The organism is Rhodococcus sp. P4_C10 (assembly GCF_056402135.1).
Window position 1 is genome coordinate 1 of sequence record NZ_JBFUHZ010000011.1, and the last position, 24,181, is coordinate 24,181.

General features: G+C 70.7%; 20 protein-coding genes and 3 pseudogenes. 10 read left to right on the plus strand and 13 right to left on the minus strand.

From position 1 onward, the window contains the following. Positions 1 to 221 precede the first annotated feature (221 nt). On the minus strand, positions 222 to 1,607 hold the full coding sequence (locus AC1DWC_RS09925) for a WS/DGAT/MGAT family O-acyltransferase (protein WP_477907613.1): 1,386 nt from the start codon (positions 1,605 to 1,607) through the stop codon (positions 222 to 224). 578 nt (positions 1,608 to 2,185) lie between these two features. Beyond that, positions 2,186 to 2,437 (minus strand): hypothetical protein, encoded by a 252-nt coding sequence (locus AC1DWC_RS09930; RefSeq protein ID WP_477907615.1) that lies wholly within the window; start codon positions 2,435 to 2,437, stop codon positions 2,186 to 2,188. Between the two features lie 17 nt (positions 2,438 to 2,454). Here AC1DWC_RS09930 and AC1DWC_RS09935 point away from each other — a divergent pair, with 17 nt between their 5' ends. Then, the gene (locus tag AC1DWC_RS09935; protein WP_477907617.1) at positions 2,455 to 3,150 is read left to right on the plus strand and encodes a hypothetical protein; all 696 of its coding nucleotides are present in this window, start codon (positions 2,455 to 2,457) and stop codon (positions 3,148 to 3,150) included. Here AC1DWC_RS09935 and AC1DWC_RS09940 read toward each other — a convergent pair. Further along, entirely contained in the window at positions 3,101 to 4,018 is a 918-nt protein-coding gene (locus AC1DWC_RS09940; protein ID WP_477907619.1) for an alpha/beta fold hydrolase, read from the minus strand. The genes AC1DWC_RS09935 and AC1DWC_RS09940 overlap by 50 nt on opposite strands. Before the next feature lie 97 nt (positions 4,019 to 4,115). Here AC1DWC_RS09940 and AC1DWC_RS09945 point away from each other — a divergent pair, with 97 nt between their 5' ends. After that, entirely contained in the window at positions 4,116 to 4,598 is a 483-nt protein-coding gene (locus AC1DWC_RS09945) for a MarR family winged helix-turn-helix transcriptional regulator (RefSeq protein WP_477907621.1), read from the plus strand. A 374-nt stretch (positions 4,599 to 4,972) separates the two neighbouring features. Further along, positions 4,973 to 5,548 (plus strand): LysM peptidoglycan-binding domain-containing protein, encoded by a 576-nt coding sequence (locus AC1DWC_RS09950; protein ID WP_477907623.1) that lies wholly within the window; start codon positions 4,973 to 4,975, stop codon positions 5,546 to 5,548. A gap of 33 nt (positions 5,549 to 5,581) precedes the next feature. On the opposite strand, the pseudogene AC1DWC_RS09955 reads toward AC1DWC_RS09950, so the two are convergent. The 3 genes and pseudogenes from AC1DWC_RS09955 to AC1DWC_RS09965 all read right to left on the minus strand — a co-directional run. Further along, a pseudogene (locus AC1DWC_RS09955) lies at positions 5,582 to 6,241 on the minus strand (PhzF family phenazine biosynthesis protein); the annotation flags it as partial. A 104-nt stretch (positions 6,242 to 6,345) separates the two neighbouring features. Beyond that, on the minus strand, positions 6,346 to 6,873 hold the full coding sequence (ahpD, locus tag AC1DWC_RS09960; RefSeq protein ID WP_072844028.1) for an alkylhydroperoxidase, AhpD family: 528 nt from the start codon (positions 6,871 to 6,873) through the stop codon (positions 6,346 to 6,348). A 2-nt stretch (positions 6,874 to 6,875) separates the two neighbouring features. Further along, positions 6,876 to 7,463: a peroxiredoxin gene (locus tag AC1DWC_RS09965; protein WP_072844027.1), complete on the minus strand. Its 588-nt coding sequence runs from the start codon at positions 7,461 to 7,463 to the stop codon at positions 6,876 to 6,878. Positions 7,464 to 7,691: 228 nt separating this feature from the next. Here AC1DWC_RS09965 and AC1DWC_RS09970 point away from each other — a divergent pair, with 228 nt between their 5' ends. Beyond that, positions 7,692 to 8,612, plus strand: a complete 921-nt coding sequence (locus tag AC1DWC_RS09970) for a LysR substrate-binding domain-containing protein (RefSeq protein ID WP_477907625.1) — start codon at positions 7,692 to 7,694, stop codon at positions 8,610 to 8,612. Between the two features lie 70 nt (positions 8,613 to 8,682). Here the strand turns inward: AC1DWC_RS09970 and AC1DWC_RS09975 are convergent, their stop codons facing one another. After that, a complete protein-coding gene (locus AC1DWC_RS09975) occupies positions 8,683 to 9,567 on the minus strand; it encodes a LysR substrate-binding domain-containing protein (RefSeq protein WP_477907627.1) in 885 nt (294 codons plus the stop codon). Between the two features lie 84 nt (positions 9,568 to 9,651). On the opposite strand from AC1DWC_RS09975, the gene AC1DWC_RS09980 reads away from it, so the two are divergent. Then, positions 9,652 to 10,089, plus strand: a complete 438-nt coding sequence (locus tag AC1DWC_RS09980; protein WP_477907629.1) for a DUF5997 family protein — start codon at positions 9,652 to 9,654, stop codon at positions 10,087 to 10,089. A 525-nt stretch (positions 10,090 to 10,614) separates the two neighbouring features. Here AC1DWC_RS09980 and AC1DWC_RS09985 read toward each other — a convergent pair. The 3 genes and pseudogenes from AC1DWC_RS09985 to AC1DWC_RS09995 all read right to left on the minus strand — a co-directional run. Continuing rightward, positions 10,615 to 13,086 (minus strand): annotated as a pseudogene (locus AC1DWC_RS09985) (DEAD/DEAH box helicase); the annotation flags it as partial. A 23-nt stretch (positions 13,087 to 13,109) separates the two neighbouring features. Continuing rightward, positions 13,110 to 14,147 carry an alpha/beta fold hydrolase gene (locus AC1DWC_RS09990; protein ID WP_477907630.1) on the minus strand — a complete coding sequence of 346 codons (1,038 nt, stop codon included), beginning with the start codon at positions 14,145 to 14,147 and terminating at the stop codon, positions 13,110 to 13,112. Positions 14,148 to 14,254: 107 nt separating this feature from the next. Then, complete coding sequence (locus tag AC1DWC_RS09995) at positions 14,255 to 15,205, minus strand: proteasome assembly chaperone family protein (RefSeq protein ID WP_072844013.1); 951 nt, start codon at positions 15,203 to 15,205, stop codon at positions 14,255 to 14,257. Between the two features lie 313 nt (positions 15,206 to 15,518). On the opposite strand from AC1DWC_RS09995, the gene AC1DWC_RS10000 reads away from it, so the two are divergent. The 3 genes and pseudogenes from AC1DWC_RS10000 (at position 15,519) to AC1DWC_RS10010 (ending at position 17,256) form a co-directional block, all read left to right on the plus strand. Next, entirely contained in the window at positions 15,519 to 16,208 is a 690-nt protein-coding gene (locus tag AC1DWC_RS10000; protein ID WP_477907632.1) for a sensor domain-containing protein, read from the plus strand. A gap of 206 nt (positions 16,209 to 16,414) precedes the next feature. After that, positions 16,415 to 16,920, plus strand: a pseudogene (locus tag AC1DWC_RS10005) (DUF4192 family protein); the annotation flags it as partial. A gap of 66 nt (positions 16,921 to 16,986) precedes the next feature. Beyond that, on the plus strand, positions 16,987 to 17,256 hold the full coding sequence (locus tag AC1DWC_RS10010) for a DUF4192 family protein (RefSeq protein ID WP_477907634.1): 270 nt from the start codon (positions 16,987 to 16,989) through the stop codon (positions 17,254 to 17,256). On the opposite strand, the gene AC1DWC_RS10015 is transcribed toward AC1DWC_RS10010, so the two are convergent. From AC1DWC_RS10015 to AC1DWC_RS10025, 3 genes are read right to left on the minus strand one after another with little or no spacing between them, the layout of a single operon-like run. Continuing rightward, positions 17,249 to 18,298 (minus strand): phosphatidylinositol-specific phospholipase C, encoded by a 1,050-nt coding sequence (locus AC1DWC_RS10015; protein WP_477907636.1) that lies wholly within the window; start codon positions 18,296 to 18,298, stop codon positions 17,249 to 17,251. The genes AC1DWC_RS10010 and AC1DWC_RS10015 overlap by 8 nt on opposite strands. A gap of 58 nt (positions 18,299 to 18,356) precedes the next feature. Beyond that, positions 18,357 to 19,355 carry a UDP-glucose 4-epimerase GalE gene (gene galE, locus AC1DWC_RS10020; protein WP_477907638.1) on the minus strand — a complete coding sequence of 333 codons (999 nt, stop codon included), beginning with the start codon at positions 19,353 to 19,355 and terminating at the stop codon, positions 18,357 to 18,359. Positions 19,356 to 19,361: 6 nt separating this feature from the next. After that, positions 19,362 to 20,048, minus strand: coding sequence for an iron-dependent transcriptional repressor DtxR (locus AC1DWC_RS10025; protein ID WP_072844246.1), 687 nt, complete (start codon positions 20,046 to 20,048; stop codon positions 19,362 to 19,364). A gap of 166 nt (positions 20,049 to 20,214) precedes the next feature. On the opposite strand from AC1DWC_RS10025, the gene AC1DWC_RS10030 reads away from it, so the two are divergent. Next, the gene (locus AC1DWC_RS10030; RefSeq protein WP_477907640.1) at positions 20,215 to 21,501 is read left to right on the plus strand and encodes an acetoin utilization protein AcuC; all 1,287 of its coding nucleotides are present in this window, start codon (positions 20,215 to 20,217) and stop codon (positions 21,499 to 21,501) included. Then, positions 21,494 to 24,181 (plus strand): bifunctional acetate--CoA ligase family protein/GNAT family N-acetyltransferase, encoded by a 2,688-nt coding sequence (locus AC1DWC_RS10035; RefSeq protein ID WP_477907642.1) that lies wholly within the window; start codon positions 21,494 to 21,496, stop codon positions 24,179 to 24,181. The genes AC1DWC_RS10030 and AC1DWC_RS10035 overlap by 8 nt, the downstream gene beginning before the upstream one ends.

Genomic DNA, 24,181 nt, shown 5'->3' on the forward strand with positions numbered 1-24,181 from the left:
TCAGGGGTGCGTTAGCGTGGACCACGAAGGTCTCCTGTCGGTGAGTGGTTGTCGTAGTAGCTCCACTTCACGACAGGAGACCTTCGCTGTTCAACGACCGGTCACAGTGTGTCGTTGCAATCCTTCGACCAACCTGCCTGGGCAGTACAGCTAGGCAGCTGCGCTGCCCGTGAGCCTTTTGGTCGCTCCAGGCACCAAAAGGCTCACGGGCGCCGGAGTCGCTACAACCCGACCGCAGCCTCGAGGGCGTCGAGTTCGTCGTCGAGGCATCCCAGCAGCGGAGCCAGTGGCGGCACGCTGCGACGGCATCCGGTGATGCCGAACGCGATCTCGTCGTCGGTGCTGGTGATGGTGATGTTCAGGGCCTGCCCGTCGACGGCGATCGACAGGGGGTACAGCGCGGTCAGTCGCGCGCCGTTCCAGTACAGCGGCATGCCCGGCCCCGGCACGTTGGAGATCATCACGTTCGGGGGCCGGATGGGCGCCCGCTCGCCGAAGAGGACCCCGAGCACCAGCGGGACGGCGCCGAGCGCGCTCATCGCCAGGATCTCGCCCGAACTCCTGGTGCTCATCTCCTCCTTGCCCTCACCCATCGTCTTGCGGACCGCCTCGAACCGCTCCGTGGGCTCCTCGAGATGGGTGGCCAGATTGCACGAGAGAAGCCCGAAGTCGTTGCCGGACTTGCTCTCCACTCCTTCCCGCCGCAGTGAGACCGGCACCAGTGCGACGAGGGGGTCGGCGGGGAGGACGTCGAGCTCGTCCAGGTAGCTGCGCAGCGCACCGGAGCACATCGCGAGCACCACGTCGTTGATGGTGGCGTCACCCGCCTTCGCGACCAGGCGGAGCCGCTCGATCGGCCAGGACCTGGCCGCGAACCGGCGGGCCCCGCCGATCGGCACGTTGAGAATGCTCTTCGGGGCGGCGAGCGAGAGCGAGCCGCCGCGGTTGTTGCGCGCGCGGTCGACGGTGGTCGCGAGCACCGGCAGCAGGCCGAATGCGCCGCGAACCGCGCCCACGGCCACGCCGGGCAGGTCGAGCAGGCTGAGGCCGTCGGGCGCCGCGGCCTGGACCGTCGCCGGACGATCCCGCGCCAGCGGCTCCCACGGCGCCGGCATCCCGCGCTCACCCGAGTCCTCGCTGAGCGTGCTGCGCAACAGCTTCATCGCGGAGACGCCGTCGGTCACCGCGTGGTGGATCTTCATGTACACGGCGAAACGCCCGTCCGCGAGGCCCTCGATCAGGTGCATCTCCCACAGCGGCCGGTTGCGGTCGAGCAGGTGCGCGTGCAGCCGTGAGACCAACTCGAGGAGTTCCTTGACGCCGCCCGGCTGCGGCAGGGCGTTGTGACGAATGTGGTGGCTGAGGTCGACGTCGACGTCCTCTTCCCAGCCCCACTGCCCGAGCGAGGTCAGCGATCGCCGCGGGCGCTTGCGCAGCACCGGCGACACCGCCCCGCCGGCCAGTGCGGAGTCGAGCATGGCCCGCACATCGTCGGCATCGCCGCCTTCCGGTGGGGCGAAGAGCGCAAGCCCTCCGACGTGCATCGGATGCTCGCGCGACTCGCCGAGCAGGAACATCGAATCGGCCGGTGACATCGGTAATAGCATGATTTCGCCTGTTCTCTTTTAGCCCGTGCCCGGACCCTGCGGTCCGGCCCCCCGGGGGACCTCGATACAGGCCGCGTCCTGTGCGTGTTTCCCACCAAAACATCGCCATTGAATCAAGATCACGAACCTGGATCAGTAGTGATCTGTTCTACATGATTTGTGAGCGACCACCAACCCGAACGGGGAGACTGGTGCGGCGCCCGGGTTCGGGTTCCGGGTTGCGGGAGACCCGGTCGGCCCGGCGATCCGGAATCGGGGGTGACAGCCTGAGATCCGACGTCTGAACTGGACTCATGTCGTAATCACGTGGTCACGACGAGTTTCCGTCACGGGGCCGGGGGACCCGAGCGGCCGGCGACAGGCAGCGCCTGCCTCGGTGCGTTCATTCAGAGTTCATTCATTCGATCGACCCTGAATGGTCTAGCGATCGATTACGGCGATCGAAGTCCGCGACACTCCGAACCGTGTCCATGCCCAATGGTCTGGGCGATTAATAGTCAAGGTTTCCCAATTTGGTTGAGTATCGATTCAATTCAATTTCTATCGAGTGCATCAGCGGCATTTGTGCCGAGGGTCGCTCACCGGCGCCGGAGGCGCGTGAGGCGTTGCCGGAGGCTGGGCCTGACGGGTGTGAGATCCACCGTCGGCCGTTCGGACGCGGCGGCCGTGGTGGCCTGGGCGAAGCGGGCGTGCAGTTGGGAGCGCACCTCGTCGGGGGAGTAGGCGCGGCGCTTGCGCTCGGCGCGGACCGTCAACGCCCCGGTGGCGGCGACGCCGACCACGCCGGCGAGGCCGACGAACTTCCACAGGTGCCTGCCTTCGATTCCCATCGCTCTAGGCTAGGTGGATGAGCAGGCGGATGCACGAATCACAGGTGAGCCTGGACGTGGCGGTCGAGGCCACCCGGACCGGCGACATCTGGATCTTCCGTGGACATTCCGGCGCGGACCGGGCAATCCAGACACTGACCAACAGCCCCGTCAATCACGTCGGGATGTCGGTGGTGCTCGACGACATGCCGCCGCTGATGTGGCATGCCGAGCTCGGACATTCGTTGCAGGACATGTGGACCGGGCGATTCCAGCGCGGCGTCCAGCTGCACGACCTGCGTCAGGCCGTGCAGGTCTGGGGCGCTCGGTACGGTCAGCGCGGATGGCTGCGTCAGCTGGACCGGCCCGTCACCCGGGAGCAGGAGGACGAGCTCCTGCGCACCATTGCCCGGCTCGACGGCACCCCGTTCCCGTCGACGGCGAAGCTGGCCTCGCGCTGGTTCGGCGGCCGACTTCCGGCGTTGCGCAGGCGATCCCGGGAGGAGACGGCCGCCGGACTCGAGAGTGCGTACTGCGCCGAGGTGGTCGCGCAGACCTACGAGTCGATGGGTCTGCTCACCGAGCGGAAGAAGACGAACTGGTACGACCCGGGACGGTTCTGGAGCGGTGACCGACTGCCGCTGGCCCCGGGCGTCGAGCTGGGCCGGGAGATCGCCGTCCTGCTCAGCGACGATGACCTGGCGGCGGGTCGGACACCGGACCCGCATCGCTGAGGGCTCCGAGCAGGGCGCGGTTCAGTTCGGCGGCGGGGATCATCGGCATGGTGTGGTGCGTGGCGTCGTCGACTACGACGGTACGCAGCCGTGGGTTCGACTGCGCGATGGTGGCTTTCAGTTTCCTGCTGTGGTGCACCTTGCTGCCGGCCGCGAGGAGCACCGTGGTGGCGGGTGTCAGGGTGGCGAGAACGTCGCGGCTCGGGCGCTTGGGCACGACGGTTCTCGACTTCGGGAAATGTGCTGCGCCAAGGGCTGTCAGCTCCAGCCAGTCCTCGTCCAGACCCCGGCCGTCGGTCTCCCATCGGATGAAGTCGCGTTGGCGCTTCTCGGTGGGCCGCACCAGCAGGGGGACCGCGCGGGCGAGGTACTGCGCGCGCATGCCGGCGAAGCACGAACTGGGGTCCAGCAGTACGAGGTTTCTCACGCGGCCCGGCTCACGCAGCGCGTAGGCGAGCGCGATCATCGCCCCGTAGGAGTGGCCGACGAGACCGAACTCGTCCAGGCCCGCCGCCGTCGCGACGGCGTCGAGCCAGGACGTGAGGTCCGCGGCGGTCCGCGGCGGCGTGGCCCCGGCGGCGCTCCGGCCGGGGTCGCCCATCAGGTCGACCGCGAACACCCGGTGCCGCTCGGCGAGCGCGGCGACGTTCTCGAACCACGCCGTCGAGGTGGCCCCGCCGCCCGGCAGCAGCACCACCGGCGGGGCGTCGGTCGGCCCGCACACGTTGACCCGGGTGGTCCCGTGCGCCGACTCGAGGTCGACGCCGGTGACCTCGACCGGCCACTTCGCCAGCACGCGGTCGTAGGCGCGGTAGAAGGCGGATCCTGCGGGGGTGGCTGCGAAGGCTGCCGTCGACAACGGGGGCATCCGGGTCTCCTCGTCTCAATTTAGTTCGATCGATCGAGATAATTGGTGTGTCGAGATAGTAGATTGGCCGGGTGATGTTGTCGAGCAGGAGGCCGTGATGGGTGTCGGAGGCGAACCGGCCGGGGATTCCCTTGCCACCGTGCATCGTCTGCGGGCGCTGACGGTCGAGCTGCACCTGCTGGGCGCGGAGTTCGCGCGCGTGCACGGACTGCACCCGACCGACGTCCGGGCGTTGATCTGCCTCCTCGACGCGGACCGCGGCGGTCGGACGGCGACACCGGGGTGGTTGGCGCAGGAGCTCCACCTGAACTCGGCGTCGGTGACCGCGCTCGTCGACCGGATGGAGAAGGCGGGGCACGTCCGGCGCGAGCGCGACCCGCGCGACCGCAGGCGGGTCCTGCTGGCCGTCACGCCCGCGGCCATGGAGCTCGGCTGGTCGTTCTTCGGGCCGGTGATCGCGAACGCGTCCGCGGCCCTCGACGGTTACAGCGACGCGGAGAGGGCGACGGTCGTCAAGTTCCTGGGCGACATGCGATCCGCGATCGAGGCGGCTCGGCCGGGCGGGGACGTCGACCGGTAGGCGGCATGCCGGAATGGTGTGACCGGCGCCACAATTCTGCTGTGTCGGTCGTCACCTTACGGCCGTGTAACTACCGCGATGTGACTTTCGGGGATCGCCGACCGGGCCTGCGGGAACCTCGAACCGGGAGTTCGGGAGCGGTACGGCTGTGCCAGAAATGTGTGTCGTGATCTGTCCGTGACCATCCCCTACGGTCGGAACCAGCCCGAAACAGCCGGGCAAACGCCGGTCCGCCACCGCTCGATCTCGCCCCGCGGACCGGAATCGCCGAAATCCCTTCAGGGGCGGGAGCGAGACGGACGCAGCACCAGGGCGACGACGCAGTTGTCGCCGGTGGTCCGCCTCGCCGGCGGGAGCGGAGAGGATCCACGTTCATGACCGATTTCACCATCAAGCGCGCCCTCGGCGCCGTCGTCGCCACCGGCGCCCTCGTTGCGGTCCCGATGGCGCTGGCCACCGGAACCGCCTCCGCGCAGGGCCACGACTGGTCCGGCGTCGCGCAGTGCGAGAGCGGCGGCAACTGGAACACCAACACCGGTAACGGCTTCTCCGGTGGCCTGCAGTTCACCCCCAGCACCTGGGCGGCCTACGGCGGCACCGGCAACCCGGCGGACGCCAGCCAGGCCGAGCAGGTCCGCGTGGCGGAGAACGTGCTCGCGGGCCAGGGCGCCGGCGCGTGGCCCGTGTGCGGCCAGTACCTGACCGCCGGCACCACCGCCGCCGGCTACGAGACCACCGTCTCCGACGTCGCCGAGCCGGTCCTGGCATCGGCCCCCGTCGCGTCCGCACCCGCCGCGTCCGCGCCGGCACCCGCGGGTGGCACCTACGTGGTCGTCTCGGGCGACACCCTCTCGGGCATCGCGGCCGCGCACGGCGTCTCGGTGGAGTCGCTGGCCGGCCAGGTCCAGAACGTCGACCTGATCTTCCCGGGCCAGACCCTGTCGGTCTGACCTCAGTGCCGGTCTGACCTCGCGGACGAGGGKGCGGTCGGGGTACACCCGGCCGCCGACCTCGATCCAGCCGTCGGGGGAGTAGACGGTGAAGATCTGCGACCCGCGGCCCTGGGTGATGTGCAGGCTGCGGCGCAGGTGGTCGGTGATCCGGACCGCGGCGGCGCCGGTGGCCTCGTCCTCGGGAACGCCCATGCCCGGGGCGAACATCCGACTCCGGATCGCGCCCTCGCCGGCCCAGGCCCACACGTAGTGGTGCCCGCTGTCGTAGGCGGCCGCCCGGGCCGTGCGCACGGCCTCGGAGTCGGGCGCAGGGTGCAGCACGAACTCCGGCGCCCAGTCCGCCTTGGCTCGGATCCAGGTCAACCCGTCCGCGAAGCGGGTGGTGACCGGCCCGGCAGGCACCTCGAGCGTCGCGATGTCGTGCCCGCGCTCGCGCAACCACCACGACAGCCCGACCGTGGGGTGTCCCGCGAAGGGCAGTTCGACGGCGGGTGTGTAGATCTGTGCCTGCACGGAATCGGCTCCCGGCGTGGGCAGTTCGACGAAGACGGTCTCGCTGAAGCCCAGTTCGGCGGCCAGCGCCTGTCGGCCCGGGGGAGCGACGAGTGCCGCGTCCACGATGCCGAGCGGATTGCCGTGGCGGCCATCGGCGTCGGTGAAAACCCTGACTACCTCAACCTCGATACCCATCGCTAAACGATACCGCCAAACGCAACGTCCGGCCCGGAATGCAACTGTGCGCGGCCTCCTCCCCGTCGGGGTGGAGACCGCGCACAGTCGAGCGGAACCGAAGATCAGGCGAGCGTCTCGCTGGCCACGATGGCCTGGGCGACGCCCTGGACGGTCGCGGCGACCTTGACGGCCTCCCAGACCTGCTCCTTGGTCATGCCCTCCTTGCGGACCACCGCGTCGTGGGCGGCGGTGCAGTCGTGGCAGCCGTTGATGGTCGAGACGGCGAGCGACCACAGCTCGAAGTCGACCTTCTCCACGCCGGGGTTGCCGATGATGTTCATCCGCAGACCCATTCGCACCTGGGCGAACTCGTCGCCGAGGAAGCTCTTGGCCCGGTAGGCGACGTTGTTCATGCCCATGATCGAAGCGGCGCCGAGTGCGGCGTTGTAGGCCTCTGCCGACAGGTTGTCGGCAGCCTCCTCCGCGATCTCACGCAGCACGGTCGCCGACTTGCTGGCGGCCGCGCACGCGAGGAAGGTGCCCCAGAGCTGCTGCTCGGTGAGCTCGGTCGAGCGCGCGAGGGAGCCGAGGTTGAGCTTGAGGTCCTTCGCGTACTCGGGCAGCGAGTTCTTGAGGTTCTCGACGCTCATGGTCAGACGCTCTCGGAGAGCAGCTCGCCGACGTTGATGGTCGGGTCGCCCTTCTTCCAGTTGCAGGCGCACAGCTCGTCGGACTGCAGTGCGTCGAGCACGCGCAGCACCTCGTCGACGTTGCGGCCCACGGAGCCGGCGGTGACGGACACGAACTGGATCTCGTTGTTCGGGTCGACGATGAAGGTGGCGCGGTCCGCGACGCCGTCGGCGTTCAGGACGCCGGTGGCCTCGGCCAGCTCACGCTTGAGGTCCGAGAGCATCGGGAAGGGCAGGGTCTTGAGCTCGTCGTGCTGCGCACGCCACTGGAAGTGCACGAACTCGTTGTCGACGGAGGCGCCGAGCACCTGCGCGTCGCGGTCCGCGAACTCCTCGTTGAGCTTGCCGAAGGCGGCGATCTCGGTGGGGCAGACGAAGGTGAAGTCCTTGGGCCAGAAGAACACGATGCGCCACTTGCCGGCGTAGTCGTCGCTGGTCACCTGGGTGAAGTAGTCGTCGGGCTGCTGCGCGTCGACCTTGGACAGGTCACCGCCGATGACGGCCTTGAGGTTGTAAGCCGGGAACTGGTCGCCGATGGTCAGCAGAGCCATGTGTGGTCCTCCTACTTGTGCGGGTCCACGGCGCGGTCGGCGCCGTGACTTCATCTCGGGCATGCGGCAGTACACCTGGCTGCGCCGGGGTCGGCGCACTGGTGCGGTCGGTGTACTGGTGGTTTCACCCGAGTGAGCCGCGGTGTTCTGCGCTCAACTCGGTATGACTCCATAGTGCCCGAAGCTATGCAAAAGGTAAAGGCGATAGGTGTCACTACACTGATAGGCATGGCTGATCAGACTTATCAACCCACACTGTCGCAGCTGCGTGCCTTCGTCGCGGTCGCCGAGTATCGCCACTTCGGTACCGCCGCAGCGCGTTTGGGTGTGAGTCAACCCACACTCTCGCAGGCGCTGGCGGCGCTGGAGAACGGCCTCGGCGTGCAGTTGATCGAGCGCAGCACCCGGCGCGTGCTGGTGACGCCGGCCGGCTCCCAGCTGCTCGCGCAGGCGAAGGTGATCCTGGAGGCGGCCGACGGATTCGTCGCGGCGGCCGCGGGTGTGGGGGAGGCGCTGACCGGGCCGCTGCGGATCGGGCTGATCCCGACGGTCGCGCCGTACGTGCTGCCCGTGCTGCTGCCGGCGCTGCGTGATCAGTTGCCCTCGGTGCGGCCGTTCGTGGTCGAGGACCAGACCGCCCGGCTGCTCGACTCGCTGCGCGTCGGGGTGCTCGACGTGGCGGTGCTGGCCCTGCCGTCCGAGGCGCCGGGGATGGTCGAGATCCCGGTCTACCGAGAGGATTTCGTGATGGTCGTGCCGGCGGGGCATGCGCTGGCCGGGCGAACGGACCTGCCGATCGACGTGCTCGACGAGCTGCCGCTGCTGCTCCTCGACGAGGGGCACTGCCTGCGCGACCAGACCCTGGACCTGTGCCGCTCGGTGGACGCGCGGCCGGTCTCCGGCGACACCCGCGCCACCTCGCTGACCACCGTGGTGCAGTGTGTCGCAGGCGGTCTCGGCGTGACACTGGTTCCGGACTCGGCGGTCGCGGTCGAGACCGGCCGCGGCGACCTGGCCACCGCGCGGTTCGCGGCACCGGCGCCGGGCCGGGCGATCGGGCTGGTCTTCCGGGCGTCGAGCGGTCGCGCCGACGCCTACCGGGCCTTGGCGGAGCTGGTGACCTCGGTGGCGCCCAAGGGAACTCGGTAGCGAGCCCGGCTTCCGCTCGCGAACCGGGGGTTACCGGGCGGGTCACCCGCCGGTTCGTCGGCGTTGTGTGTCAGCGGCGGCCGCGGCCGCCCGACCCCTTGCCGCTGCGCTTGCTCGCCGCGGCCTTGCCCGCCGTGCCCTTGCCCGCCGTGCCCTTGCCCGCCGTGCCCTTGGCCGGCGCGCTCTTGGCACCCGACTTGCCGGCCGACCCCTTGGCCGATCCCTTGGGCGAAGCCTTGCCGGACGGCAACTTTCCCGCGGCGGCCTTCGCCGCCGCCTTGTCCGCAGTCTTCTCCGACGCCTTCCGCTTCGGCGCGGGACCGGTCTCGGCGGCGGCGCGGCCACGGGAGCTGTTCGCGGTGCGCCCCCGCACGATGCCGATGAACTCCTCGACCAGGTCCGTGGTGGCGTCCTCCGGCCAGGCCAACGCGATCGGCGACTCGGGTGCCCCGGTCACCGGGCGGTACGTCAGGTCCTTGCGGTGGTGCAGTCGGGCCAGCGACTGGGGCACCACCACCACGCCGATCCCGGCGGCCACCAGTTCGACGGCATCTTCGGTGGTCTCGGGACGCTGGGCGGCCCGCTCGCCAGGCAGTGCGTCCCACTCGAGCAGGTCGTCGAGCGGGTGCAGCACTATCTCCCCGGCCAGGTCCTCGACGCCGATCTGGTCGACCGCGGAGATGACGTGGTCCTTCGGTATCACGACCACCGGCGTCTCGGCGTAGAGCCGGATGACGCTCAGCGGCCGCGGGCCCTCGCGGTCGACGGGCAGGCGCACCAGTGCGGCGTCGACGGTGCCGTCCCGCAGCGCGCCGGCCACCTCGAGCGCGGGCAGGCTCACCAGTTCGAGTCGGACGTCGGGAAGGCGTTCGGCCCAGATTCGCATCCACTTGGTGGGGGTGACACCGGCGACGTACGCCAGCCGGAAGGAGGGCGACGGCGCCGGATCGGTCATTGGGTCAGGCTACCGGGGCGCGCCGCGSCCCACGACCGGCGCACCGAGGGGGCCGTCGTCGCGGCCGCTCGTTACCCTTGACCCATGACGTCGCACAAGAGCGCCCAGAACATGAAGCCCGCAACCGCGGCAAAGAAGCTGGGCGTGTACCTCGAGGCCACCCCCGCCGAGTTCCAGGCGGGTCCGGTCACGCGCGACGAACTCGCCGCACTGCAGGCCGACCCCCCGGCGTGGCTCGTCGAACTGCGTGCCGCCGGCCCGCACCCGCGGCCCGTCGTCGCGGCCAAGCTCGGTGTCTCCATCGCGGGCCTGTCCCGCGGAGGCGTCGAGGAGGCGCTGACCACCGAGCAGATCGATGCCCTGCTCGCGGATCAGCCGGACTGGCTGCAGGCCGAACGCGCCTCGCTGGTGGAGGTCCGCAAGGACGAGAAGCGGATCAAGGAGCAGCAGGCGGCCCGTCGCGAGCAGTCCAACCGCCGCGAGCGGCACGCCAAGCCGATCATGCACCCGGCCGACAAGTAGGCGCGGCAGCCGGACAAGCAGAGACGAAGGCAGCGGCCGGGCATGGTGCCCGGCCGCTGTTTGTCGTCTGGGCACGATTCCCGCTCCGGGCGGCCAACGGGGTGCCCCTACACCTCCGGCGATTGACGGGCACCCCACCCCAGGGTGAAAAGACCCCTACCCTTGGGCTGGAAATCCCTATACCATGGCTGCACCGTTCCAGTGCGCGAATCGGCGCAATCAGGTGCGGACTCCCGCAAGGCAGCCGGAAGGTGCCGGTCAAGAGCGCTGGTGCCACGCGTTCAGGGCTGCCGTGAACGTAAGGATCGACCCACTGTGACGACCTCCGCCAAGTCATCCACCCGCCGCTTCGTCGCCAAGGTCGCGCTGACCGGTGCGCTCGCCGTGCTGCCCCTCGGACTCGCCGTGGGACCGGCCTTCGCCGGGACGCATGCGGGTAGCTGCAACTTCGACGGCAACGTGAAGTGGGTCAAGGACTGCCCCGACACGAAGTAGCCGGCCAGGCGCCCCGCGGCCCCGTCCTGCGACCTCGCCCGCGGCGTCCGACTCCGCGAGGTTCACCTCGCCGACCAGCGCCCAGCCGTGGTCGCCGGCCGGGTCGGCCAGCGTCTGACGCACCCGCCACAGTTCCGGCTCGACGGAGACGGTGAACAGCTGCGGTCCGCGCGCGTCCGGGCCGGTGCCGATCTCGTCGTACTCCTCGAAGTACAGCTCCATCAGGTCCGACCAGTCCTCGGCCTCGAGCCCGTCGCCCAGCTCGGCGAGCAGGTCCCAGCGCTTGCGTGCGGCCAGCGAGACCCGCTTGAACATCGCGTTGCGGATCATCACCTTGAACGCGCGGGTGTTCGCCGAGACCGGCCGCGGGATGTCCGCGCCGAACGCGATCTGCTGATCGTCGGCCTCGACGCCCGGGTTGGTCAGCTGCTCCCACTCGTCGAGCAGCGACGAGTCCACCTGACGGATCAGCTCGCCGAGCCACTCCGTGATGTCCTCGATCTCCTCGGTCCGCGCCGAGTCCGGCACGGTCTGCCGCAGGGCCCGGTACGCGTCGGCCAGGTACCGCAGCACCAGCCCCTCGGATCGGGTCAGGCCGTAGTGGCTCACCAGTTCGGCGAACGTCATCGACTTCTCCACCATGTCCCGGACCACGGACTTGGGGGAGAGGGCGAACTCCGAGACCCAGGGGTGTCCGCCGCGGTACATCTCGAACGCGGGGAAGAGCAGGTCCGCCAGCGGCTTCGGCCAGGTGACCTCCTCGAGCAGCTCCATCCGCTCGTCGTACTCGATGCCGTCGGCCTTCATCTGCGCGACCGCCTCGCCCCGGGCCTGGTGCTGCTGGCCCATCAGGATCTGGCGCGGGTCGTCGAGCGTCGACTCGATCACCGAGACCACGTCGAGGGCGTAGGTCGGCGCCTCCACGTCCAGCAACTCGATCGCCGCCAGCGCGAAGGGCGAGAGCGGCTGGTTGAGCGCGAAGTCGCGCTGTAGGTCCACCGTCAGCCGGGCCATCGAGCCGTCCGCGTCCGGTTCGTCGAGCTGCTCGACGATGCCGGCCTGCAGCAGCCCCCGGTACAGCGCGATGGCCCGCAGGATGTGTTTGCGCTGCTGCGCGCGCGTCTCGTGGCTGTCCTCGAGCAGGTGCCGCATCGCGTCGAAACAGTTGCCGGGGCGTGCGATCACGTTGAGCAGCATCGAGTTCGACACCTGGAAGCGCGACGTCAGCTGTTCCGGCGACGCCGACACGAGCCGCTCGAAGGTCGGCTCGCCCCAGGAGACGAAGCCCTCCGGTGCCTTCTTGCGCTGGATCTTCTTCAGCTTCTTCGGGTCGTCGCCGGCCTTGGCGACCATCCGGTAGTTCTCGATGTCGTGCTCGGGTGCCTGCACGACCACGGTGCCCATGGTGTCGTACCCGGCGCGGCCGGCCCGGCCGGCGATCTGGTGGAACTCACGGGCCCGCAGGTGGCGGGTGCGGGTGCCGTCGTACTTGGTGAGCCCGGTCAGCAGCACCGTGCGGATCGGCACGTTGATGCCGACGCCGAGGGTGTCGGTGCCGCAGATGACCTTGAGCAGCCCGTCCTGTGCGAGCTTCTCGACCAGCCGCCGGTACTTCGGCAGCATGCCCGCGTGGTGGACGCCGATACCGTGACGGACCAAGCGGGACAACGTCTTACCGAAGCCGGTGGTGAACCGGAAGGAGCCGATGGCCTCAGCGATGGCGTCCTTCTCGGCGCGGGAGCTGAAGTTCACGCTGGTCAGCGCCTGCGCGCGCTCGAGCGCCGCGGCCTGGGTGAAGTGCACCACGTACACCGGCGCCTGGTTGGTGGTGGCGAGCTCCTCGATGGTCTCGCCGACGGGGGTGCGCGCGTACGAGAAGGTCAGCGGCACGGGACGTTCGGTGCCGCCGACCACGGTGGTGGGCCGACCCGTCCGGCGGGTGAGGTCCTCCTGGAAGAACGAGACGTCGCCGAGGGTCGCGGACATCAGCAGGAACTGCGCGTTCGGCAGCTCGATCAGCGGAACCTGCCAGGCCCAGCCGCGGTCCGGCTCGGAGTAGTAGTGGAACTCGTCCATCACGACCTGGCCGATGTCGGCACCGGCGCCCTGGCGTAGCGCCAGGTTCGCGACGATCTCCGCGGTCGCGCAGATGATCGGTGCCGACGAGTTCACCGCCGCGTCACCGGTCATCATGCCGACGTTCTCGGCGCCGAACACCTCGCAGAGGGCGAAGAACTTCTCGCTGACCAGCGCCTTGATCGGCGCGGTGTAGAAGGTGCGACGTCCCGCGGCGAGGGCGGCGAAGTGCGCGCCGATCGCGACCATCGACTTCCCGGACCCGGTGGGGGTGGACAGGATGACGTTGGCGCCGGAGACCACCTCGATCAGCGACTCCTCCTGCGCGGGGTAGAGGGTCAGGCCCTGGCCCGTCGCCCACTCGGAGAAGGCGTCGAAGAGGGAGTCGGCGTCGGGGCTGGCGGGGACGAGGTCGGTGAGGAGCACCGATACAGGCTATGCGGTCGCGCTCAGGTGGCGTTGCGCTCGTCCGCCCCCATGGCGCCGAGCACCGCCTCGCGGGTGGACGTCGACCCGGTGATGTGGGCCTCGCCGACGCCCGCGATCAGCGTCTGCCGCCACGCCTCGACGTCGAACTCGTGCGGCCGGGTGGACTCGACGAACTCCTCGATCACCCGCAGGAAGCGAATCGGGTCGTCGTGGAAGGGGAAGTGCCCGCTGCCGGCGAAGATCTCCAGTCGCGACTCCGGCAGCGCCGAGTGCGCCAGGTACGCATGGGTGACCGGGATGACGGAGTCGACGTCGCCCCAGATGATCTGCACCGGGAGCTGCCCCGTGAGGTAACACCGGTCGAGCATCGTGACCACCTGGCCGCGCCAGTCCACCACGGCGCGCAGGGTCCGCAGGAACGCCTCGCGGGCGGTGGGGTCGGGCAGGTCACTGAGGACGCGGACGAGGTCGGGCGCGTCGTGGAAGACGGTCACGGACTTGAACGGTCCCCGGTAGAGCTGGTCGGCGACCTTGCCGAGCACGCTCAGCGCGGTCATGCAGCCGGGCACCTGCAGCAGACTCAGGGCCGCGCCCGCCACCGGCACGGACGCGAACCGCAGGGCGGGGTTGACGTCCTTGGTGACGCCGCCCGGCGCGACCACCACGAGTCGCTCGACCATCTGCGGGAACTGGTAGGCGAACTGCAGGGCGACGCCGCCGCCCAGCGAGTGCCCGATCACCGTGGCCCGCTCGATGCCCAGCACGGTGAGCAGGTCCCGCATGCCGTTGGCGTAGGCCGCGATCGAGTAGTCGGCGCGCGGCTTGTCGGAGCGGCCGTGACCGAGCAGGTCCGGGGCGATGACGGTGAAGTTCTTCGCCAGGTGCGGAATCACCTCGTTCCAGGTGGACGAGTTGTCCCCGATCCCGTGGATCAGCAGCAGCGCCGGGCCGGAACCGGCGATCCGGAATGCGCGCCGGTACCCGTGGATGGTCCGGAACACCAGGCGGGGTTCGGTATCCGGCACGGTGCGCAGGGCGCGGTCTCGGCGTGCACTCATTCTCGTCTCCTGTCGCCGGCCGATCCGGCTGTCCCCGGTCGGCCCCCGAATACCTGGACGATCGTACGGTTGGCGCCCCCGACGCGCCCCCCGAACAGTGAAACGCGTTACATTTTCGGCTCGTCCGAGTCGGGGTTGTCGCCGAGTCCGGCCTGCTCGGCGAGGAATCGCTCGAACTCGGCGCCGAGTTCGTCGCCGCTCGGCAGGTCGCCGTCCGTGGCCAGGAGGCTGGACTGCTGCTCCTGTGCGGCCACGTAGGTGTCGTACTGGCGCTCCAGTGCGTGGACCACGGACTGGACCTCCTCGTTGCCGGTGATCTGCGCGTCGACCTGCTCGCGGACCCGCGCCGCGGCCTCGCCCAGCGCGGCCAGCGGGAGCTCCAGGTCGCCGGTCTCGCAGAGGTTCTCGAGCAGCGTCTCGGCGGCGGCCGGATAGTCGGTCTGGGCGAGGTAGTGCGGCACGTGCACCGAGTAGCCCAGCGACTCGTGGCCGTGCTGCGCCATCCGCAGTTCGAGCAGCGAGGAGGCACTGCCGGGGATCTGCAGCTCGCCGGCCCAGCTCTGGTTCTCGCCGATCAGGTCCTTGTTGGTGGAGTGGGCGGTCACGCCGAGGGGCCGGGTGTGCGGGATCGCCATCGGGATCGCGCCGAGGCCGATGGTCCGCCGCACCCCGAGCTGCTCGGCGAGGAGCCGGACGGCGGTGGTGAACCGCTCCCACTTCAGGTCCGGCTCCAGGCCCGCAAGCAGCAGGAACGGCGTGCCGGCGGTGTCCTTGAGCGCGTAGAGGTTCAGCTGCGGCTCGTCGTAGTCGGAGAAGTGGTCCGCCTTGAACGTCATGGTGGGCCGACGCGACCGGTAGTCGATCAGCTCGTCCACCGCGAACGAGGCGACCAGTTCCGACTCGAGGCTCTCGCGCAGGTGGGTGGTCGCGATCTTCACCGCGTGCCCGGCATCGGAAAAGCCCTCGAGGCCGTGGACCAGCACCGGGCCGCGCCCGTCCCCGGGCATGACCTGAGGCGCCGGGAATTCGAGCTCGTACATTCTCGACTGATCGTCCATCGTGACCCCTTCGCTTCTTCGTTCCCTATCAGTGTCCCTCACGAGGCGCCGATGTGCTCACACCCGTCTGTCGGTGGAAAGCATCCAGGCAGCGCGTTCATTCCCGGGCGAAAGCGGATTGCGCTCACAGCGAAACGGGTGGTTTCGGGAGTGGCGCGGCCGCGACGCGGGACCGGCCTGTGCGACTTGCCGGGGCCGGGGTGGCAGAGTGGTCGGTGTCGGCTCCTGACGGCGCCGGCCAACGCCCGAACCGCTGTTCACCTCGTAATCGGTGTCTCGTACCGCTGTGCCACTGCATCCTGGAGGATCGAAGTTGACTCGCCGCATCCTGGTCGCCGGTCTCGCCGCCGCCTCCCTGGCCCTCGCCGGGTGTTCGTCGACCGTGGCGGGCGTCGCCGCGCCGGCCCCGGAGACGGGCGACTCGGCCACTATCGACGCCTCGCTCGGTTCGATGTTGTTGACGCCGACCGACTTCCCGGCCCCGTACGAGGCCATCGTGCTGCCGTCGCAGGCGGTGGCGCAGGCCGCGGCCGACCTCAGTGGCATCCCGGCCGGCGCGAAGGTGGACCCGGCGGGGTGCAAGCCGCCGAACCAGGACTACAGCGCGGACGGCACCGCGATGATCGTGGGCACCGACAACGCGAACCGGGCCACCATTTCCGTCGAGCTGATGCGGACCGCGACCCCGCTCTCCGTTCGAGAGAAGGAGATCGGCAACTGTCTCGAGGTGACCACCACCAAGAACGGGGCCACCGCGACGGTGAAGACCGCGATCGTGCCCGCGCCTCCGCTGAACGCCGACGACACGTTGGCGCTGCGGCAGACGGTGACCTCCGGCGCCGGGGCCGAGACGGTCACACAGTCGACGCTCTCGCTGATCGCGCAGGTCAGGGACGTGCGGGTGTCGGCGACGTTCATGTCGTTCGGTGCCGGGGTGCCCGACTCCGCGACCCTGGACCAGGTGTTCACCGAGGCCGTGGCGCGGGTCAACGCCGAGGCCTGACGGCGGGCCCCTCCTGATCCACCCGCCTGTGGATGGCTGCCCGTTCATCCACAGGGCAACTGAAAGCCCAGGTCGCGGCCCAGGTCGGAGCCGGCGGCCGGGGCAGGGTCCGGGGCATGGCAACCATGCACCCGAACCCGCTCCCCGAGATGCCCGGCTCGGTCCGGATCACGGACCCCGGCGACCTGATCGCGGCAATCCCGGCGATGCTCGGATTCTGCCCGGAACGCTCGCTGGTGGTGATCGGCTTCGCCGCGGTGGGCGACCGCGGCCGCTGCGCCGTGCGGGCCGTGATGCGTCACGACCTGCCCGACGGCGGGATCGACCCGCCCGACCTCGAACCCCTGTACCGGATCGCCGGGGTGTGCGGGCGCGAGGACTTCGACTTCGCCGTGGCGGTGGTGATCGACGAGGACGACTCGGCCGGCGCCCGCCGGATGCACGCGTACCTGCTCGAGGTGCTGTGGGACTTCCTCGCCGAGCGTGGCGTCCCGTTGCGGGAGTCCTTCGAGCTGGCGGTGCTGGAGGCGGGCGCGCCGTGGTGCGGACGACGCGGCGGCGACGCCGGCGGCGGCGGTGTGCTGCCGGATCCCGGGGCGTCCCAACTGGCCGCGACCCTCGTGTTCGAGGGCCGTGTCATCCACCCCACCCGCGAGGACCTGGCGGACGTGCTGCGCCCGGACGGCGGGGACGGTCGGCGGCGGTTGGCGCTGCTGCTCGCCCGGGCCCGCGCGGATTCGGAGCCGACCCCGCGGCCGGGKGCGGCCGCGGGGTGCGGATGTGGCTGCGGCTGGCGCGGGCGTTGCCGCCGCCGGACTGCGCGGAGGCGGCGACGATGTTCGGGTTCAGTGCCTACGCGCGCGGCGACGGCCCGCTGGCGGGCATCGCGTTGGGGGAGGCGCTCGGCGCGCACCCGGGGCACCGGCTGGCGCGTCTGCTGGACGAGGCCATGCAGCGCGGGGTGCGGCCGGAAGCGGTGACGGACCTTGCCCGGACCGGTCTCGAGGTGGCCGGCCGGCTCGGTGTGACGTTGCCGCCGGTCAGCTGAAGTTGTGGGCGATGACGGCCTCGACCAGTGCGGCGGTGGGGAAGTCGGCCATCACGATGCCGGTGCGGCCGGTGGACCCCGCTCGCAGGTACTCCGTGGCGCGCGAATTCATCCCGGGGTGCCCGGGCGCGCCGGCGGCAATCGTGACGGGCACTGCGCCGGACGCCATCGCAACCGGGTCGGGGACGCCGGTGGCACTGAGGTGGTTGACGAACAGGGTGTCCGGTGCGCCGACATCGGCGCGCTCGAACTGGACGCGGGCCGCGTCCCATTTCTGCGGGAGGTCGGCGAGGTTGCCGAGCGTGTAGTCGTCCTGGATGTCCATGCGCGGACCGTCCCACTGGGGGCCGAAAGGCTTTGTGGCAGTGAAGTTCTGCAAGATGACAAGCTTGCCGCGGGTCTCGCCCAGGGTGGGGAGGGCGCCGTCGTACCCGGCGGGAGGGGTCCACAGGTGAGTGTCGAGCAGGTCCCGGGTGTCCGGGTTGTCGTGGATGTACCAGTCGAGGGTGTCCTCGTAGGTGCGGGTGTTCTCGGCCTCCGTGTGCTCGCTCTTCATCCGCATCAGCACCGTCTCCGTGGGGTGGGAGCGGAGGAAGTCGGTGGCCTGTCGGACCACGTCGGTGAAGTTGGCGTCGAGGTACTCGAGGCCGTGGTGAATCGGAAAGGCGTCCCGGAAGTGCCGGGTGCGGATGTCCAGGGCGCGGACCCCGGCCTCGAGCTGCACCGGCAACGAGCGATCCTGGGTTTGCGCGAGAACCGATGCGCCCGTGGTCATGGTGTCGTGGGTGCCGGGAACCGAGAGGGTGGCGAGGCTCGCGGAGTCGGGCAGCCCGGCCATCCAGTCCGGGTCGTGGGCGGTGTCGAGTCCGCTGTCGGGCCCCGCCGACAGGGTCGACGTCCCGGCGGACCCGGCCGGCACGGCGACCGCGGTGGGGGCGCTGACCAGCAGGGACGCCGCGGCGAGGAAGGTGGCCGCGACGAGCGGCATCAGGGTGTGTCTGCGGGCCACTCGTCGGCCGCGGAGCTCGGGGGTCAGCGCCATGGTCGGCAGCATGGCATGCAGCGCCGACCCCCGAGGTCCTTTCTGCGAACGGGTGCGCTCAGCCGCGGCGGGCCGAGTGCGAACGGTCTCCGAGCTCCTGCAGGAAAGTCCATGCATCGGAGACGATCTCGTCGAGGTCGGTTCGCTCCGGCCGCCACCCGAGCTCGGCCATCGCGCGCTCGCTCGACGCCACGAGCACCGCCGGGTCGCCCGCGCGGCGCGGCGCGTCCTCCGCCGCGATCGGCAGCCCGGTCACCCGCCGGCATGCCGAGATCACCTCGCGGACACTGAAACCGGCGCCGCTGCCGAGGTTGTAGATGCCGTGCGTGCCGGCGTTCGCCTTCTCCAGCGCGAGCAGGTGCGCCTCGGCCAGGTCGAGGACGTGGATGTAGTCCCGGACCGCGGTGCCGTCCGGTGTCGGCCAGTCCGTGCCGAACACCGAGATCTTGTCCCGCTGCCCGAGCGCCACCTGCAGCACCAACGGGATGAGATGTGTTTCCACAACTCGGTTTTCGCCCGCTCCGCGGTAGGCCCCCGCGACGTTGAAGTACCGCAGGCTGGTCGCGGCCAGGCCGTAGGCCTGGCAGTAGGAGGTGATCGCGTGGTCGATCGCCAGCTTGGTCGCCCCGTACGGGTTGGTCGGGCGGGTCGGGTCCGACTCGGTGATCGGGGAGCGGTCGGGTTCGCCGTACGTCGCCGCGGTGGACGAGAACACCAACCGCGGCGTGCCGGAGACCCGGATCGCCTCCAGCAGCGCGAGAGTGGTGACGACGTTTCCGCGCCAGTACTTCTCGGGCTCGAGCACCGACTCGCCGACCAGGGACTGCGCCGCGAAGTGCAGCACACCGTCGAACCGCGGCCCGTCCGAACCGTCGCCGAGGACCGACGCGGCCACCTCGCCGACGTCGCCCTCGACGAACTGTGCGCCCGCGGGGACCGCGTCCGCGTTGCCGGTCGACAGGTCGTCGACCACCACCACCTCGTGACCGCGCTCGATCAGCACCGTCGCGCACACACTGCCTACGTATCCGGCTCCGCCGGTGACGAGAAGTCGCACTGGCCGCTAGACCTGCTTGACCTGGACTGCGTGCGCCATCTCCTCGGGGAGCTCGACCCCGTCGTGCCCGGGCACGGTGATCGTCACCGAGCCCGGCGTGCGCTCGACGGTGACGCGTGCGTCCGGCACCACGCCGGCCGCGCGCAGCTGCACGATCACGTCGGGATCGGACTGCACGTGCTCGGCGAGCCTGCGGACCACCACGGCGGTCGGCTTGCCCTGCGGCACGTCGGTGAGCCGGATCAGCGTCTCGACGTTGTCCACGGGACGGTCCAGCCCCAGCTGGTCCAGGCCGGGAATCGGGTTGCCGTACGGCGATGTGGTGGGGTTGTTGAGCACCTTCACCAGGCGCCGCTCGACGTCCTCGCTCATCACGTGCTCCCAGCGGCACGCCTCGGCATGCACCTGGTCCCACTCGAGTCCGATCACGTCCACCAGCAGCCGCTCGGCCAGCCGGTGCTTGCGCATCACGGAGACCGCGAGGTCGCGTCCCCGGTCGGTCAGTTCGAGATGGCGGTCGCCGGCGACCCGCAGCAGCCCGTCGCGCTCCATGCGCGCCACCGTCTGGCTCACGGTCGGGCCACTCTGCTCGAGCCGCTCGGCAATACGCGCCCGCAGCGGAACTACGCCTTCCTCCTCGAGGTCGTAGATCGTCCGGAGGTACATCTCCGTTGTGTCGACAAGATCCTTCACGCTCACGCCCCTTCGTCTGCGCCGATTCTACCTGGCTGTGCCGCACTTTCGGTTCGGCACCGACAGTCGGGGCACCCCCGCGCCGAATACCCCACCAGGTGTGGCGCCCCCGGTCCACCCGACCCGCCGTTCGCGCCCGGCGAGGGTGCGCACGTAGCGTGGATCCATGGCCCTGAATTCCCCTCACCCTCCCGCCACGGATCGGCCGCCGACCGGCGGCGTCGTGGTGTGGAGCCCGGAGTACCTGGACTACCGGTGGAGCGCAGACCACCCGATGAACCCGACCCGGCTGGACCTCACCATGGGGCTCGCCCGCGGGCTCGGCCTGATCGAGGGCGTGGAACTGGTCCGGCCCGCGGCGGCGTCGGACGGTGACCTGATGCGGATCCACACGCCGGCCTACGTCGCGGCGGTCAAGGCGGCCGGCCACGGGACCGTGCAGGGGCTGGCCGACGCCCGGGCCGACGGCGCCGCGGCGCCACACGGGCTCGGCACCGAGGACAACCCGATCTTCCCGCGGATGCACGAGGCGAGCGCGATCCTGGCGGGCGGGTCGCTGGCGGCGGCCAAGGAGATCGCGTCCGGCCGGGCCCGCCGGGCGGTGAGCATCGGCGGCGGCATGCACCACGCGATGCCCGACTACGCCTCCGGGTTCTGCGTCTACAACGACGCGGCGATCGCCATTTCCTGGTTGCTGGAGAACGGATTCGACCGGATCGCCTACATCGACGTCGACGCCCACCACGGCGACGGCGTGCAGCACGCGTTCCTCGGCGACCCTCGGGTGCTGACGATCTCGCTCCACCAGCACCCGGCGACGTTGTGGCCCAACACCGGATGGTCGAGTGAGGTCGGGGCCGGTGCGGGCGAGGGCACCTCGGTGAACCTCCCGGTGCTGCCCGGCACGGTGGACTCGGTGTGGCTGAGGGGATTTCACGCGGTGGTCCCGGCCGCGGTGGCCGCGTTCAAGCCGCAGATCGTGATCAGTCAGTGCGGCGTGGACAGCCATCGGGAGGACCCGCTGGCGGACCTGTCGCTGACCGTCGACGGCCAGCGGGCGGCCTTCCGGGCGATGCGGGACCTCGCCGACCGCTACGCCGACGGACGCTGGCTCGCCCTCGGCGGCGGCGGTTACGGGCTGATCCGGGTGGTACCGCGCGCCTGGACGCACCTGATCGCGACTGCGCTCGACCGCGACCTGGACCCGCAGACCGCGGTGCCGGGGTCCTGGCGCGACCGGGTCGCGGGCCTGGCGCCGGAGGTGGCCGCGCCCGAGACGATGAGCGACGGGAGTTCGGGGGACTACCGGCCGTGGGACGGTCCCGGCGGCACCGTCGAGACCGGGGTGGAGAGCGTCGACCGTGCGCTGGTCCGGTTGGACTCGGCCGTCATCGCCACCCGGCGGGCAACGTTCCCACTGCTCGGACTCGATCCGGAGGATCCCCGTGACTGACCTGAACGACACCGCCGACGCCACGCCGGCCGCGCACGCGCAGTTCCCGCCGCACTGGGTGGTCGACGTGCTCGCGACCGACGGCGGCGCGGTGCACCTGCGCCCGATCACCCCGGACGACGCCGACCGGCTGATCGCCTTCCACGCCAAGCTTTCCGAGCGGACGCGGTACCTGCGCTACTTCGGGCCGTACCCGACCATGTCCAACCGCGACCTGGTCCGGTTCACCACCGTGGACCACCACAACCGGGTCGCCTTCGTCGCGGTCCTCGGGGACGAGATCATCGCCGTCGGCCGGTACGAGCGGTTGCTCGAGGTCGGCGACGGGAACTCCGCCGAGGTCGCCTTCGTGGTGGCCGACGCGCACCAGGGCCGCGGGCTCGGCTCGATCCTGCTCGAGCACCTGGCGGCGGCCGCCGCCGAGAACGGCCTGACCATGTTCGTCGCCGAGGTGCTGGCCGAGAACCGCAGCATGCTCAGTGTGTTCCGCGAGGCCGGTTACCAGGTGAGCCGCAGCTTCGACGGCGGTGTGCTGCGACTCGAGTTCGCCATCGACCCCACCGAGGCGCTGGTCAACGTGCGCAACGCCCGGGAACGGTCGGCGGAGGCACGCAGCGTCCGGAACCTGCTCAGCCCGCAGTCGGTGGCGGTGATCGGCGCGTCCACCGACGACGCGAAGGTGGGCAACGCGGTGCTGCGCAACCTCCTCGGCGCCGGCTTCTCCGGTCCGGTCTACCCGGTCAATGCGGAGCGCCGCTCCGTGCGGGGGGTGCGCGCGTACCCGTCGGTGCGGGACATTCCCGACGACGTCGACCTCGCCGTCGTCGCGGTGCCGGCCGAGGCGATCGACTCGGTGCTCGACGACTGCCTCGCCAAGGGCGTCAAGGCGCTGGTGGTGGTGTCCGCGGGATTCAGCGAGACCGGTCCCGACGGCAGTCAGTCCGAGCGGCGCCTGGTGCACGCGGCGCGCGCACACGGGATGCGACTGGTCGGACCGAACGCGCTGGGCGTCGCGAACACCAGGCCGGCGGTGCGGCTGAACGCGACCCTGGCGCCGGCGCTGCCGCCGGCCGGCCGGGTGGGCTTCTTCTGCCAGTCCGGTGCCCTCGGCATCGCGATCCTCGACGAGGCCGCGCGCCGCCGGCTCGGCCTGTCCACGTTCGTCTCCGCGGGCAACCGCGCCGACGTGTCCGGCAACGACCTGCTGCAGTACTGGGACTCCGACCCGGAGACCGAGGTGGTGCTGCTGTACCTGGAGAGCTTCGGCAACCCGCGCAAGTTCTCCCGGATCGCGCGCCGGGTGGCCCGGAACAAGCCGATTGTGGCGGTGAAGTCCGGTCGGCACGCGGTGCCGCCCGCGTTGGCCGCCACCGGGGTGGAGATCGACGACTCCATCGTGTCCGCGCTGTTCGAGCAGGCCGGCGTGGTTCAGGTCGGGTCCATCGCCCAACTCTTCGACTGCGCCGTGATCTTCGGCTACCAGCCGTTGCCGGCCGGACCCCGGCTGGCGGTGGTCGGCAACTCCACCGCGCTGGGGGTCCTGGCGGCCGACGCGGCCCGCAGCGAGGGGCTCGACGTGCGTGACCCCGTCGACCTGGGTGCCCAGGCGACCCCCGAGGAGTTCGCGGGCGCCGTGACCGCGGCGATCGCCTCCGCGGACGTGGACTCGGTGATCGCGGTGTTCGTGCCGCCGGTGGCGATGGACGCCGAGCCGTACGCGAAGGCGTTGCGTGAGGCCGCATGCGACACCAGCAAGCCGATCGTCTCGACATTCCTTGCCGCCGAGGGCATCCCGGACCTCCTGGCGGTGCGGGGGCCGGACGGGAGCCCGATGCGCGGCTCGGTGCCGTCCTATCCCGGCCCCGAGCGGGCGGCACTCGCGTTGGCGCGGGCCTGGCGCTACGCGCAGTGGAAGACGCGGCCCGTCTCGAAGGTGGTGCGGCCCGGCGGGATCGACGCCGACCGCGCCGCCCGGCTGGTGGACACCTGGCTCGGTGACGGGCACGGGCGCTGGCTCAGCGACTTCGAGGCGGCCGAACTGCTCGCCTGCTACGGCGTGCCGGTGGTCGAGTTCGCCGCCGCGACAAGCGAGGACGAGGCGGTGGCGGCGGCCGAGGCGCTCGGCTTCCCGGTAGCCGTCAAGGCCACCGGCGAGCAGTGGCGGCACCGACCCGACCTGGGGGGCGTGCGGCTGGACCTGACCACCGCGGACTCCGTCCGCGTCGCGTACCGGGACCTGGCCGCCGCGTCGGGGGAGCCGCTGCTGCACGTGCAGAAGATGGCGGCCAAGGGCATCGGCTGCGTGGTCGCGGTCCAGGACGACCCGTCGTTCGGCTCGCTGATCTCCTTCGGGCTGGCCGGGGTGATCTCGGACCTGCTGGGGGACCGGGCCTACCGGGTGCTCCCGGTCACCGAGGACGAGGCCGCCGAGCTGATCGACGCGCCCAAGGCCGCGCCGCTGCTCTCCGGTTATCGCAGCGCGCCGACGGTGGACAAGGCGGCTCTGGTGGAACTGGTGCAGCGGATCTCGGCGCTCGGCGACGACCTGCCCGAGGTGCGCGAGCTGGTGTGCGAACCGGTGCTGGCCAGCGCGTCCGGGGCCGTGGTCACCGACGCGCGGGTGCGGATCGGCCCGGAGCCGAGCGGCCGGGTGGACCTGGGGCCGCGCCGGCTCCGATAG